The organism is Pseudomonas sp. HK3, from assembly GCF_052920985.1.
This window is the reverse complement of sequence record NZ_JBREXD010000003.1, coordinates 703391-718909: the sequence shown is the minus strand read 5'-3', so window position 1 is coordinate 718909 and position 15519 is coordinate 703391. Positions and strand designations below refer to the sequence as shown.

At 41.5% G+C, this 15519-nt stretch carries 6 protein-coding genes and 1 pseudogene; 6 read left to right on the top strand and 1 reads right to left on the bottom strand.

All coding sequences use genetic code 11. The features are described 5' to 3' along the window. Positions 1-49: 49 nt before the first annotated feature. From aceE to ACU6U9_RS18780, 4 genes and pseudogenes are all read left to right on the top strand, one after another. Positions 50-2732 (top strand): annotated as a pseudogene (aceE, locus tag ACU6U9_RS18795) (pyruvate dehydrogenase (acetyl-transferring), homodimeric type). A gap of 9 nt (positions 2733-2741) precedes the next feature. Beyond that, complete coding sequence (locus ACU6U9_RS18790; RefSeq protein ID WP_446736518.1) at positions 2742-4427, top strand: 2-oxo acid dehydrogenase subunit E2; 1686 nt, start codon at positions 2742-2744, stop codon at positions 4425-4427. 210 nt (positions 4428-4637) lie between these two features. Then, the gene (locus ACU6U9_RS18785; RefSeq protein WP_446736517.1) at positions 4638-5417 is read left to right on the top strand and encodes a hypothetical protein; all 780 of its coding nucleotides are present in this window, start codon (positions 4638-4640) and stop codon (positions 5415-5417) included. 606 nt (positions 5418-6023) lie between these two features. Then, positions 6024-9659, top strand: coding sequence for an alpha-amylase family glycosyl hydrolase (locus tag ACU6U9_RS18780; protein ID WP_446736516.1), 3636 nt, complete (start codon positions 6024-6026; stop codon positions 9657-9659). A gap of 511 nt (positions 9660-10170) precedes the next feature. Here ACU6U9_RS18780 and pulA read toward each other — a convergent pair. Beyond that, positions 10171-14136 carry a pullulanase-type alpha-1,6-glucosidase gene (pulA, locus tag ACU6U9_RS18775; protein ID WP_446736515.1) on the bottom strand — a complete coding sequence of 1322 codons (3966 nt, stop codon included), beginning with the start codon at positions 14134-14136 and terminating at the stop codon, positions 10171-10173. 538 nt (positions 14137-14674) lie between these two features. Between pulA and ACU6U9_RS18770 the strand changes: the two genes are divergently transcribed. Continuing rightward, positions 14675-15109, top strand: a complete 435-nt coding sequence (locus ACU6U9_RS18770; RefSeq protein ID WP_446736514.1) for a hypothetical protein — start codon at positions 14675-14677, stop codon at positions 15107-15109. After that, positions 15085-15465 carry a sialate O-acetylesterase gene (locus ACU6U9_RS18765; RefSeq protein ID WP_446736513.1) on the top strand — a complete coding sequence of 127 codons (381 nt, stop codon included), beginning with the start codon at positions 15085-15087 and terminating at the stop codon, positions 15463-15465. The genes ACU6U9_RS18770 and ACU6U9_RS18765 overlap by 25 nt, the downstream gene beginning before the upstream one ends. The last annotated feature ends 54 nt before the right edge of the window (positions 15466-15519 follow it).

The following is a 15519-nucleotide window of genomic DNA, read 5'->3' as shown; positions in this document are numbered from 1 at the left end:
GCACGATTTTCATGTGTTGTGTTATGCCGTTATTATTTAGGATTTCATTATGAGTACATCAGTTGTAGCAGAAGACCAAGAATTTTTAGAAGATCAAGAGTGGCTAGAGGCCATAAGCAATATTATTCAATATCAAGGTCCAGAGCGTGCGCGCAGTATTATTGAGCAGCTAGCCGCACGTGCAAGTAACAATGCTTCGCCTCTGCCTTATGCGTATGTCACTGCATTTCGTAATACTATTCCAGTTAATGAAGAAAAATCCATGCCGGGTAACTTATTTATGGAGCGTCGCATTCGCTCACTGATTCGTTGGAATGCACTGGTTATGGTGATGCGAGCGAATGCTAAAGAGGGCGACTTAGGTGGTCATATTTCAAGTTTTTCATCCAGTGCCACATTGTATGACGTGGGTTTTAATTATTTTTTCAGGGCTCCAAATGAGACGAAACTAGATAACCCATTGGGAGACCTTATTTATTACCAAGGTCATATCTCCCCTGGTATTTATGCGCGCTCATATTTAGAAGGTCGTTTAGATGAAACCCAGTTAGAAAATTTTCGTCAAGAAGTCGATGGCAAGGGTTTATCGTCTTATCCGCACCCATGGCTGATGCCTAATTATTGGCAATTCCCTACTGTATCTATGGGGCTAGGGCCGATTCAAGCTATTTATCAAGCGCACATCATGAACTATCTTGATAAGCGTGAGTTAGTTGAAAGAAAAAATAGAAAAGTTTGGGCGTTTATTGGCGATGGTGAAACCGATGAACCAGAAACATTAGGCGCTATATCACTTGCGGGCAGAGAGCAGTTGGATAATTTGTTGTTTGTCGTCAATTGTAATTTACAACGATTAGATGGCCCTGTGCGTGGTAATGGTAAAATCATTCAAGATTTAGAAGGGCAGTTTCGAGGTGCAGGTTGGAATGTAATTAAAGTTGTGTGGGGTCGACATTGGGACCCTATTTTGGCAAGAGACACAAAAGGCTTGCTACAAAAACGCATGAACGAAGTGGTCGATGGTGAGGTACAAAACTATAAAGTAAAAGGTGGTGCTTACACCCGTGAACACTTTTTTGGTACAAGCCCTGAGCTATTAAGCTTGGTTGAAGATTTATCAGATGATGATATTTATCGATTAAACCGAGGTGGCCATGATCCGTATAAAGTATACGCAGCATACGCGGCGGCGGCTGCACATAAAGGACAACCAACAGTTATCCTTGCACATACCGTTAAAGGTTATGGAATTGGCAGCGCAGGGGAAGCACAAAACGCGACTCACAGTGTTAAAAAATTAGATGTCGAGGCATTAAGATCCTTTAGAGACCGTTTTGACATCCCACTCAATGACGAGCAAATAGAAAAAGTATCTTTTTATCGGCCATCACCCGATAGCCCTGAAATTAAATACATGACAGAGCGACGTGAAGAGCTAGGAGGCTTTTTACCTCAGCGGCGTGCCGTCGGTGAAACGCTGAAGGTACCGCCATTGTCGCTGTTTGATCCCATTTTAAAAGGTTCTGATAATCGTGAAATCTCAACTACTATGGTGTTTGTTCGCTTATTAGGCTTGATGACGAAGAACAAAGATATTGGTGAGCGAGTCGTGCCGATTGTACCCGATGAGGCCCGTACATTTGGTATGGAAGGCATGTTTCGTCAATTGGGTATTTATTCTTCGCAAGGTCAAAAATACAATCCGGTTGATTCAGCCCAAGTGATGTATTACCGCGAAGATAAAAAAGGAAAAATGTTAGAAGAAGGCATTAACGAAGCGGGTGCTTTTTCAGCATGGTTGGCCGCGGCGACTTCCTATAGCACGAATAACTGCACACTTATTCCGTTTTATACGTTTTATTCTATGTTTGGCTTTCAACGTGTGGGTGATTTGTCATGGGCGGCAGGAGATGCGCAAGCTCGCGGGTTTTTAATTGGTGCAACATCTGGGCGTACCACATTAAATGGTGAAGGCTTACAACACCAAGATGGCCATAGTCATATTTTAGCCAGCACGATTCCCAACTGCATTTGTTACGATCCTACATTTGGGTATGAGATGGCGGTCATTATTCAAGATGGGCTCAAACGTATGTTAGAGCAACAACATAATGTCTTTTATTATATTACCGCAATGAACGAAAACTACGCACAACCAGCCATGCCTGCGAATGTCGAAGAAGACATTATTCGTGGTCTGTATCAATTTAAAACAGCTGAAAAAAAATCAGATCTGCATGTTCAATTATTAGGCTCGGGTGCAATTTTACGCGAAGTGATTGAAGCTGAAAAAATATTACTAAATGATTTTAATATAAGCGCTGATATTTGGAGTGTTACCAGTTTTAACGAACTCAGAAAAGAAGGCCTGAGTACTCAACGTTGGAATATGCTGCACCCTAGCGAGACTAAAAAAAATAAGTTTTGTTGAACAACGTTTTAGCCAAACCGAAGGGCCAATTGTCGCTGCCACCGATTACATGAAAATTTACGCAGATCAAATACGTGAATTTGTTGGTGCTAAAACATATCGAGTATTAGGAACAGATGGCTACGGCCGCAGTGATACGCGCAGTAAATTACGCCGCTTCTTTGAAGTCGATAGGCACTATATTTGTGTAGCTGCGCTAACGTCTTTAGCGGATGAAGGTAAGATCAAGCAGGCTATGGTTGCACAAGCTATAAAACGCTTTGGTATTAATCCTGATCAAATTGATCCAACACTACGCTAGGAGTTAACCATGAGTTCTGAAACGATTTATATTCCAGATATTGGTGCCTCTGAAGAGGTTGAAGTAATTGAGGTGAGTGTAGAAGTAGGTGAAGAGGTCACACAAGATCAAACGATGATTGTTCTTGAGTCGGATAAAACCACCATGGATATCCCTTCACCTAGAGCAGGGCAGATCAAAGAACTGCTTTTAAATGTAGGCGATAAAGTAGCGACGGGCTCACCAATGATGAAACTGTTACAAGACAGTTTAAGCACAGACCAATCACATAGTATGCTTGAGGTAAGCCAAGATAGCGGTGCGGCGAATCGTGTAGAGGGCGAAAACTTTGCACAGCAAGCGTTATTAGTCGCTGAAAAAGCATGTGCCCAGTTATCAGAACAACAAGATCAAACTGTTTTGATGCCTGACTTAGGGACAGATGGCAGTGTATTGGTTATTGAAGTGAGTGTGAAGGTAGGTGATGCACTCACCAAAGATGAAACCATGCTCGTGCTAGAGTCCGACAAAAGCACGATGGAAATACCAGCGCAGTATTCAGGTACATTAAAGCGTCTCGATATTAACGAAGGGGATGAGGTTAAAACAGGTGCTGTCATCGGGGTCATTGAACCTACTTTTGATCAAGCCATAGACGCGCACGTATCCTCACATGATACAAAGCCTGTACACGATCAGAGCACGGCGGCAGAATCCTCGTTAACGCCATTGAGCATGAAAAACCCAGAGCCTAGTGAGCTAGCAGTCGCGCGTCAAAACCCGGCGACGCCATCAGTAAATGATACCAATCAAAATACCGAAACAACGGTGTACGCAGGGCCTGCTGTACGCCGCTTAGCGCGAGAAATAGGGATATCGTTACAAGCGATTAAAGGGACATCATCCAAAGGGCGTATCTCTAAAGACGATATCAAAGCGTATGTTAAAGAAATACTAAATACACCTGCAACGGCGATGGTTGAAGCAGACAAAATGCCTGTCATCGACTTTAGCCAGTTCGGTCCAATTGAAAAGCAACCACTAAACCGTATCAAGCAGGCCACCGCGCGCAACATGAGTCGAAGTTGGCGCCATATTCCGATGGTGACGCAATTTGATGAAACCGACATCACGGATCTTGAACACTACAGGCGTGAAGTGTTACCTAAACAAATTGATTTCAAGGTGACAATGCTGGCTTTTGTGGTGAAAGCGGTGGCGAAGGCATTAGAAAAATTCCCACAATTTAATTCATCGATTGATCCTGATGGAAAAATATTGATTATTAAAAAATTCATTAACATTGGTATCGCAGTTGAAACTCCGCAAGGGTTAATGGTGCCTGTGATTAAAAATGTGAATCATAAAACCGTAGTTGATATCGCCCAAGAAGCGGCTCATCTTGCAAAAGCAGCCAGAGAGAAAAAACTGCCACTAGATGCCATGCAAGGGGGCTGTTTTAGTATTTCGAGTTTAGGGGGGATTGGCGGGACACAATTTACACCGATTGTGAATGCGCCTGAAGTGGCCATTCTTGGATTATCTCGCTCAAGTATGAAGCCGGTTTACGATTATAATAGTCAAACCTTTTTACCAAGGTTAATGCTGCCATTATCGTTAACGTATGATCATCGAGTGGTTGATGGTGCAGAAGCTGCAAGATTTACGGTTTATATTTCAAATCTCTTAAACGATATAAGGCATTTGTTACTTTAATTAATGCATAAGCAGAAAGCCATTTAATGATGAAAGACCCGTTTTTTTACGAATGTGTATGAATAATAAAAAATTTTATTGTTAAGTGGTACGGATATATATGATTAAAAATAGATAGAATCCTTTAGAAAATTATAAAAATAAAATGAGGAAGCCAAAGTGCAGTGTTTTTCAATAATAATACGATCATATATTCGTTTAAGTGTGTTAATGACGGCAAAAACTATTCTTATTTTTGGCTTTTTTTTGGCTGCTAATAGTAGTCTTTCATACGAAAAAAACTCATTAGAGGTTGTCTATCAATTACAAAAATTAAAGATTAAAGTACGTAATACGTATGCATATTCATTAATTGTCGATCACGACTTACGCGCTCATGATCAAATGGTGTTGAATCTTGATCATGTTTTAACGTTAACTCAGCAGTTAATTAAATCTAAACAAATAGAAAGTATGCTGGGTGTTGAGTTAATGGCAAGCGTGAACGCGTTTTCTCAGTCATCAAGCATGCCAACCATTCAGTATTTCCAAAGCTCCGGCACAGGTACCACCTCTAAAGGATATGAGATCTATTTTGATCTAGTGCAAAAGATCGATAGGGCAATTTCGACATCAACATCAATACAAAAAATGGATGCAAGCACCTCAAACGCTTTTGAAGTTATTGATATTGTTATGGCATCTATAGAGATGCATGCAGAGCGAGCACTCGCCTCGTCTCGGTCTGAATTATTTTCAGAAGCGTTTATTGCGCGAGCATGTGATGAAGTACGTCATAAGTTATTAGATATGGCCCAAGTTAAGCACGATTCGGCATCTTATGCGAAAATAAAGCGACATTGGACGTTTATTGAAAAAAAGATCTGTAACCCCTTAAATGCAAAAGCACCATTTTCGATTGTATATTTTGGCGGTTTAATGGTGCTAGAGTTAGAAGATTTATCGAATTTAAACACCTTAAAGTCGCCTAAAATAACCGTTAATGAGTAGCAAATTTAAACACTTTATTTAATAAATAGCCTGTTGAATTTCATTTGATGGGCTGACGGATGTTGTTTTTTATTGATCCCCCGTTCTTTCCTAAATCAGCAGTATTCCCTTTTCGATAAAACCAGCCAAACATAATTATTACCGATATTGACCGTAAATACCCTATTTTTACCCTTGCTGTAACGCTGTTACATGACTATTGTGAAATCGATTACATTTTTTATGAAGGCAATAAATAAAATGGCGTTTTTTTTTGGTCATAAAAAATATGATGGCAAAAATAATAAAAGATATTTGTTTTATTATTCAATGTGCTGGCTTAAGCCTGTTAACAAAAATCTAATATAAGGAAGTCCGATGACGAAAAAATAATTTCATATTGTTAAATTTTTGCGACGCGTTCACTTTGATGAAGTGTGTATGTTGTTATTCAATTAGGTAGAAATAGACCCGTTTAAAAGGTAAGTAACGCTCTTGTTTGGCTCGACTTTTAGGATACCTGAGAGAATATCTTAATGCGCTATTAGTAAGTGTTTATATTGAATGAACGACGTCCCTTGTTTTTTTGTGAAAAGTTAAAATAAAAATAATTAGGAGAAAACAACTATGTTTTTTATGAATAAATCCAGCCAATCTCTGGCATTTTTGATGATATTGTTAACGATATCGTCAAGCGCTTGCGCAGAATGGTTTTATCGGGGTTCCAGCAATGGTTGGCAAATGCTACCGCTGTCTACTACAACCGATTCAAATGTGCTCAGTGTTTGCCAAACCTTTTCTGGTGAAGGCAGTGTTGCATCTTTTAAAATAGATCGCACAGGGGATTGGAGCGAAAGTTACCCTAGTAGTAATAGGGTGGTGGTTGATCATGCCAGCTATCAAATCAACTTTAATGTAAGCACTCATGATATTAACGTGCAAAACGTGGCTGATTGCGATGAACAGAGTATTGCGAAATGGTATTTCAGAGGCACGCCTAATAATTGGGCCGCCAGCGAAATGACATGGGACGAGGTTAATGGTGTTTACGTCAGCACCCAGACGTTTTCTGGTGAAGACAGCAGTGCTCGTTATCGAATTGATAATGGTGATTGGAGCGAATCATACCCAAGTGATGATCGCATCATTGATGATAACCTCACGTATATTATTCGATTTGACCCAGTAACAAAAATGGTCACACAGGTTGTAGATGACACGGATAAAATTCTAAGCAGCATCACAGTCATGCCATCCAATGTGTCGTTAACGGTGGGCAGTAGCCAAAATATCAGCGTTGAAGCACATTACACTAATGGCCGTAAATTCGATGTAACAAGCGATGCAATACTGACCACAAGTAATCAGCAGGTGGCATCTATAACGGGCAGTGCCATATTAGGGGTTGCGCAGGGCAGCACCGTTATCAACGCAAGTTTTGAGACTAAATCCAGTAGTGCGGCTGTGGTGGTGACGCAAGCGGATGTATTAACGCTGAAGTTTAAAAAGCCAGCCAACTGGCCTAATGTGTTTGTTCATGTTTGGGATGTATTACCTGCGGGTACCATGAACGATACGCAATGGTGCACCGAACAATTAAACGAAATAAACGGTTTTTATTCTATTGATGTGGTGGGCGCGACGTCTGCTAATGTTATTTTTATGGATTGCAATGGCAATAAAACAGTAGACCTAAACCGTAATAGCAGTGGTTGTTACGATATTAATTTAGGTTGGACTAACAACTGTATGCTTGATCCGGTTGTGCCTGAAATAATGGTTATGCCATCTAGCACTACTTTTAATTCAAACAGTTTATCGATAGCCCTTAATGTCGATGGCAATGCATTAACAACGCTTAAGTACTTGATTGGCAGTGGCGATGTTATGACGCAAGGCATTGATTTTAATAATGGGGATGTGATCACCTTAGGTGATGCATTAGCTAATGGCGCAAGCCAAGACTTGCAAGTGTACGCCGCCAATGACGCAGGCAGTGATACACAAATATATACCTACACAAAAATGATCAATGACAATGATGGCTTTTCGGTTTATTTGAAAGCATGGTCCGATTGGGATGCCAGAATTCATCATTGGAATGCATTACCAGAAAATTCTGAAGCGGATTCCCCGTGGCCTGGCGATGTGATGACTCATTTAGGTGAGGGTTGGTTTAAATATACGTTTAAGACGGCAGACTCTTCAAATATTATTTTTAATAATGCAGGCAGTGATAAAACGATTGATCTTAATCGTTCGCAAGATGGTTGTTTTTTCATGGAGAGCGCGGCGTGGACCGATAACTGTGATGTACCGTTACAAGCGCTTGAAGTTATCGCGTTACCTGGCAGTAGTAACTTTAGTACAGATGGGATCAGTGTGACTTTACAAGCTTCAGGCGAGTCGGTCACTACAGGCAAGTACAGCTTTGGTAGTGATGACCCATCATTAGGCCAAGACTTTAATGCTGGTACGGTGATAACCATTGGTGAGAACTTATCTGTCGGTGACAGTGTGACGTTAAATGTGTGGGCAACTGATGGCACGACATCCGTCGTCATGAGTTATTCGTATACTAAAATCGAACCAACGCCAGTAGCACAGTTCTCTTGGGACAACGCGACGGTTTATTTTACATTAACGGATCGCTTCTTAAATGGCGATACCAGTAACGATAACCAATATGGTCGCAATAAAGATCAAAATGGTAATGTTTATAATGGTTCACAATCCGATGAAGGTACGTTTCATGGTGGAGACTTAACTGGCCTTACTCAAAAAATCAACGAAGGTTATTTTACTAATTTGGGTGTCAATGCCATTTGGATTTCTGCTCCTATTGAGCAAATCCATGGTTATGTGGCGGGCGAGCAATTCAAACATTATGGCTATCACGGTTACTATTTTCTGGACCCTACCAATGTGGATGCCAACTATGGTACGTCAGATGAACTAAAAACGTTTATTGATACTGCTCATAGTAAAGGCATACGTATTGTGTTTGATGTGGTTTTGAATCATTCCGGTTATGAAACCTTGTACGACATGAACGAACAAGGCTTTGGCTCGCCAGCATCAGGTTGGCAAAACGAGTATTTCACTAATAACCCTGCGGGGCTAAATGTTTCATCGTTTAATAATTATTTAAACAAAGGTGATACTGGTGCATGGCGTAATTGGTGGGGCAGTGAATGGATGCGTTTAAGCGGCGTGGCAGGTTATGAAAACTGCGATGGCGGTAATGACATTACCATGTGTTTAGCTGGCTTGCCTGATTTTAAAAACGACGCTAATAATACCGTGGGTTTACCACCGCTATTGCAACGTAAGTGGACAAACGAAGGGCGCCTTAATCAAGAGAGTGCTGAATTAAATGTGTTTTTTAACAACACAGGGTTAGCGCGTACACCAGCGAATTATCTTATAAAATGGATGACAGACTGGGTGCGAGAGTATGGCGTAGATGGTTTTCGTGTTGACACCGCTAAGCATGTGCCACTAAATGTGTGGAAGGAGTTAAAAATTCAGGCAAACGCTGCGCTAAAAGAATGGCAGGCTGTTAACCCAGCGGCGCAAGCGGATGGTCAGACGTTAGACTTTTGGATGACGGGTGAAGTCTGGGCTCATTGTGTTGGCAGAAGTGAATACTTTGATAATGGTTTTGATTCTATTATTAATTTTTGCTTTCAAAATGATGCAACAAACACGGCCAGTTTAGAGAAAATTTATGCTAGCTATGCAGGTGCCATTAATAACGATGCAAGTTTTAATGCCCTAAGTTACATATCAAGCCATGATACTGCGTTGTACAATCGCGTAAACCTAATGTTTGCGGGTAATGCATTGTTAATGTCACCAGGTGGTGTACAAATCTTTTATGGCGATGAAACTGGACGCCAAGAAGGCAATAACTGGCACTGGGATGAGCCGACTCGTTCAGATATGAACTGGGATTCGGTGTCTGAAGGTCTCCTTGCCCATTGGCAAAAACTGGGTACGTTCCGTGCTAATCATGTGGCAATTGGTGCAGGCTCTCATCAGCAAATCCAATCGTCTCCTTATACATTTAGCCGTGTTAAAGATAATGATAAAGTGATGGTGGTGATGGGCGCTAATGGAGCAACCACGATTAATACTGCGGGCTTGTTCAGTAGTGGTACCGTACTAACGGATGCGTATACGGGCAATACGGCTGTGGTTAACGGTGGGACAGTCACGTTTAATGCGCATAGTAATGGTGTAATATTAATATCGGAATGATTAGTTGATCATTTTCTTTAAATAAATGTAACAATAAAAAAGAGGAGCTTGCTTCTCTTTTTTATTTTCCCTTTTTTATTCCCTTTTTTTGACGGCGTAATACAGATGGTGGTTGTATTTTATAAAAAATCATTAGCTCTTCTTCTAAATACCCCATATAACGCAATACGTTATTCCATATGTTTAATATCTATTTGATCTTACACTACAAAAATAGTTGATTGACTATTTTCATATAAGGTGTCGATTTAAAATACATGAATTTATGCGCCTATTTTTTCTATTTTAAATGGGAGTATTGGCTGTTGATTTTTTTGTTTATAAAGCATGGGAGATATATCATACAACTGGTATTAATAAGAACAGTGGTTGATTGGTTTTTAGTGAGAGTGCGGGAAATAGCAGGGTGAGGCGTATTTACTTGTGGGGCATGATTTATTGCTGCAATAAAAAGAGCCACTATCAAAATACAATATTTTAATAGCGGCTAAACACTCACAATAATTAAAATTTATTGGGTACAGTCTTGAATAATTAAATGACCTGCGTTTTCGCCTTCTTGCAGTGGGTTGTTAATCGTTAGCATAAAGCTCCAGCGTCCTGCGGCAACATTAAGTTGGTTGTTGTCAGTGCCCGCATTGCCTTTAAAAACAGGGTACTCTACATCGGGTATTAAGCTGATGAGTGCGCCATCTTCGCTAATGAAATATTGTGTATCCCAGCTAACCGAGGCATCCGCGAATTTGAACTGCATGGCACCCTCATGTTCGAATACGGCTTGGTAAACGTTGTTGCCTTTATGCTTGAATTGATATGTTTCGGCCGCCTCCCAGTTAGAGTGATCACCACGTACAAATAATGGTATGGCACCTAAGACACCAGTACTTGCGTCATCGGGTAATTCAACACAACCACCGTTTAGTTTTGATAAAGTCAGTTTAGGTTGGGCAAAATTATTAATATCCAGTGTGAATTTATAATCACCGGCTTCGCTGATACTTAATTGAATATCATTGTTGGAATTAGCGACAAGCGCAATGTTTTCGCCCTTAGAGATACTGCCAGAAAAGCCCCAGTTATGAGTTGACCAATCGCTTGTGGCCACTTTAAATACAAAGTCACCAACCTCTAGGGGCAGTGTCACGCTGTATAAGCCGGTGGAAATAAGCGACAATTTATTACCCTCATCGGCAGGCCAGCCAGTACCATATAATGAACCTCGAATGAACGTATCAGCGGCTAACTCTGTTGGCGTGATAACTTTGGGTGTTACGGCTAAGCCAACTCCCTGTATGCCGTTTTGTGGTTTAACAAATACGGCGGCTGTACGCGCTGGTACACTAAAACCAGAGGCAGAGAAAGAAGCAGTCGCCGTCATAGCATCGTCTTCAATACCATCATTTAATAAAGGATGCAGCTTAAAATCACTGGCATTATTAATGGCAAAATCAACTAATGGTTGCGGGCTAGCGTTTATAATAACGACCAGAGCTTGGTAGTTGTTGTCTAGGTCACTGCCGGCATTCACGCCATCGTCAATGCTCATTGCAACGACGCCGGGTATTTGGTGTGATCCAGTATTGTGAAAGTCGATACGATTCATGACTTCAGATTTATCACTTAATTGGAACAGAGGGCTACGGCTGCGTACTCGCAACATTTCACGAGTATTTTCACTGGCACGTTGAATCTCATTAGTAGTAACGTTGATCAAATCGTTAGTAATAATGTCACTGATGACGATCCAGTTTTTGCCGTCTTTATCTTCGCGAGGCAAGCCGACATTCCAATTGTTGGTTTGCATACTGAAATCAACAATGTTGAACCAATCTCCCGAATCATAGCTATCACGTTCAAACGACTTTGAGCGTAAAAGATCAACCCCCATATGTAGAAAAGGAATTCCTTGAGCGTAGAGTACAGTGGATAAACCTAGCATATGCATGCGCACGCGTTCGGCTAATGTTGTCTGGGTCGGTAATTTGTATTGGTTGTTATCCCACAGGGTTTGGTTGTCGTGTTTGGAAATATAGTTTATGACTTCTTGGGGGTCGTCTGTGTAGCCTGCCACTTGCCCCACGTAATCCACTTGATTGCCTTTGACAACGCGGTCATCACTGATCTCTAAGGTGTAATCAATTAAATTACCCGTCATGCCTAGACGAATTAAATCACTTAAGTGGTTTAAATTATTTTTATGATTATTAGATGCCGTGTTCAATTCATTGGGGTCGGTAAATAAACCATTGGCAAATCCTTGTTGTGAGCGCAGTGCTTCGACTTCGTCAAAAGGACCGCCGCCACGAACAGCATCACGCATTCTGTCAGAAAACGACCCTATGCCTGTGCCATTTAAATTATGTTGTCGTGCTTGCACAAATAATGCGTCATTTGCAACTTCACCAAAGTTCCAGCCTTCACCATAAAAATAAATAAACTGGTCGGTGTTGTTTTGCACTGCCTCTAATGCTTTTACGAGGTTGGCTTTTGTGTGGTGTGCCATTAAATCAAAACGGAACGAGTCAATTTTATAATCTTTTGCCCAAACCAGTAGAGAGTCAATCATGAGCTTTTCCATCATGCTGTGTTCACTTGCGGTGTTATCGCAGCATGATGATGATTCTACTGCCCCACTTAGGGGGTTTAAACGATGGTAATAACCCGGCACTACTTTATCTAAAACAGAGTTCTGATTAAGACCAGAGGCATTAGTATGGTTATATACTACATCCATCACCACGCTTAGCCCCATATCGTGTAATGCAGAAACCATTTGGCGAAACTCTAAAATGCGCGCATCACCATTGGCATTTGTCGCATAACTGCCTTCAGGTACGGTGTAATGTAAAGGGTCATAACCCCAGTTAAAGCTATCGACAGGGCGAATGTCGGCCATTAATGCTTGTGCACATTCGGTTGCCTTATCGCAAGCGGCTAGTAAGTCTGCAATCACGGTATCATTATCAATGCTGCTATCTGTACAGGCTTTTGCTGCGTTATTTACCGTACACAGTTGTGCTTTAGTGCTGTGCAAGTCAATACGCTGGTTGGCATCTTCGTTTACAGTGGCGATATCAAATGCGGGCAAAAGATGCACGTGTGTTAATCCTGCATCACGTAAGGTTTGTAAATGTTTGACGCTGTCGCGATTGTCTTCGGTGTAGGCTAAAAACTTACCATTGTGATCGTTATTGCCTTTAGTATCCGATTGGGAGAAATCACGAATATGAGTTTCATAAATGACAATTTCTTCGGCTTTATTTACTGAATAATTGTTTGGTGTATCCCAGCCATTGGGTTTGAGCGACTCTGCGTTTAAATCAACCACTTGTGAAAAAGTCGATGAAGCTGACAAGCTGAGAGAGTAAGGATCGGTGACCCGTAAATTTTCAATCTGGTCTGTTGCATGATGATAAACAGATAACTTATATCGATAATAACTGCCGACATTCGCGGTAGGGATGTCACCAGACCAAGCGCCTGTGTTGCCATCGAATACTAAGGCGGTGAGCGTAGCGTTATTGCCTTGTGCATCTGTGTATAGCTCAACTTCTAGGGTTTGCGCTGTCGGGGCCCATACGCTGAAACTTATGGTTCCTGAATTTGGGGTAGCGCCAAATTGCATGTCTTGCGCGTTTTCAGCATACAGCGCGTCGAGCACACCTGCTTTTTGTAATAGGGTTGCCTTAATGACTTCTTGGTTATCATTAAAGCCCGCGATCCACAGTTGGTTTTTCATCAGCTGCTTAGTGTCAATGCCAACAGGAATTTGCCACGCTTGCCATGTGCTTAAATGTGGGAATTTTATTTTAAGATTGTCGGGTAGGTCTGTTTTACTTAAGGGCGTCGCATTGCCACCTGTTATTTTTTTGGTGCCTTCATTGAGGTTAAGACTCGCACTTGGTGATGAAAATAACTGCGCGCTTTGGGGCGTATCAAAAACGATAATATCAGGCGATAACCAATGAGCACTCATCCCTTCAACCGAAACGGGTACCTGTGTAATGGGGTCTGCAAATACACGGCTGACGCCTGAGAACGTGTAGGCATCTTGTTTGTAAATCGTGCGATCGAAATAAAACTCGCCACCACCGAGTTCTTTTTCATCCCCTTTATGAATAATAAAGTTAAAACCGGCCCAGTCGGGTGAATCAAAATTGATAATATAATAAGCGCCGTATTGATCATCGACACCGGTATGCAATAGCGGTGAATCCCAGCGAGTGCCGTTATTCGAGCTGGGTAGGGTGCTGGTGTCAAATTCGGCGCCTTGATTATTCCAAATGTATAAGCCCCAGTCGGTGTAATTGCCGTCGGCTTTATTGAAATAAATCACGGCTTGCTTGTCGGTGAGTTCCAACCCTTTTGGGTTGTTTATTTCTGGGCTACCACCCGAATGACCATTGTCGCAGGCTGATACGAGTATCAACGCAAACCACACAAAAGCATGTGCTAAGTAACGGTTTAGATTACACATTTGTTTACCTTGTTATTATTTTTCGGTTGCAGGGAATCACATAATGCACAAATGTAATCGTTTTCATTTTTAGAGTATAAAAATGTAACCGCGTTACATCAAGGGCCAAAACAGGCTAATTTTGCGGTTATGAGCCGTATTTTTAGCCAAAAAAAGCCATGTTTAAGATTATGAGAGCACAGTGCGGGTTAAAAGGTCTGTGGCAGGGTTCGGCAGTAGCTTGGCTGAATACCACTGTGCTGTCTTAAGCGTTTAAGCGACGGTGTGCCATAAAAAACCCACCATTAGATCTGGGCTTTGAATAACGCGCTTACTTTGATTACTCAAAAGCGAAAAATATGAGCGGAGTGCAAAAAATTAAAGATCAATGCGGGTATGTAGCATTTGTAAATACCGACAGAAGCCTCATAACAAAATTATTATGTAAGTTGTGTGTCCCATTGGTTTATATGGCAGGGCAGTCCAACATGGGAGGGCACATAGAAACGGATTTTTTAATAATCTTTATAGCGATTTATTTACAGCCCCCAATGACACATTGCAAAGCCGTTTAGAGTTCCGCATAAATGATTGGTATGAAAACTATGACGAAAGGTATGCCAATTACGCGGCCTCAGCTGAAGTGGCTGCGCTTGAAGCGTCTGAGTTAATCCGACTCAAAGAGAATGGCTTAATTACAGAGCAACTTCTTAGTCCGCTTAATGATGTGTGGTGCTCAATAAATAATACAGACTTGTCATTGTTGAGTGACAACTGTGGTTATGAATTTGGCCCAGAGTTAGCCTTTGGGCATTATCTTTCAATTAACTCGGCACAACCTACATCATTGATTAAGGTAGCGAAAGGCGGCTCTACTTTGCATACTGATTGGCTTAATCCCACCGCGGCGGCCAAGCAGGCTAAAGCAGTTGGTCCGCAATACACGCAGTTAATTGAACGCATGAATACGTGCAAACGGACCCAGAGACGGTGAATCCAAACTGTGAACAGACCCAGTGTGATTGGTCGGCTTTTGTGTGGTTTCAAGGTGAGAACGATTCAATGTCTGAAGATGGGGCCGCTAATTATAAGCAAAACCTAAAAGACTTAATCCAATATGTAAGAACCCAAGCCAGTAATCCTAACTTACCCGTTGTGATTGTTGAAATAGGCTACTGGGCGCAGACATTAAATCAGGTTATGCAGGCGCAGCAAGATGTGGTGAACGCAGATAGCCATGCGATATTGGTAACAACAGATGATTTAAGTCGGTACTACCATTATGACCCAGCAGCTCACTTGATAATGGGTGAGCGTATTGGTTTGGCGTTAGATGCACTGCTGCCGTAGAAAATAGCACGGTAAAAGCCTGATAGAGGTCTAAACGAAGGCCTTTACCGTGAT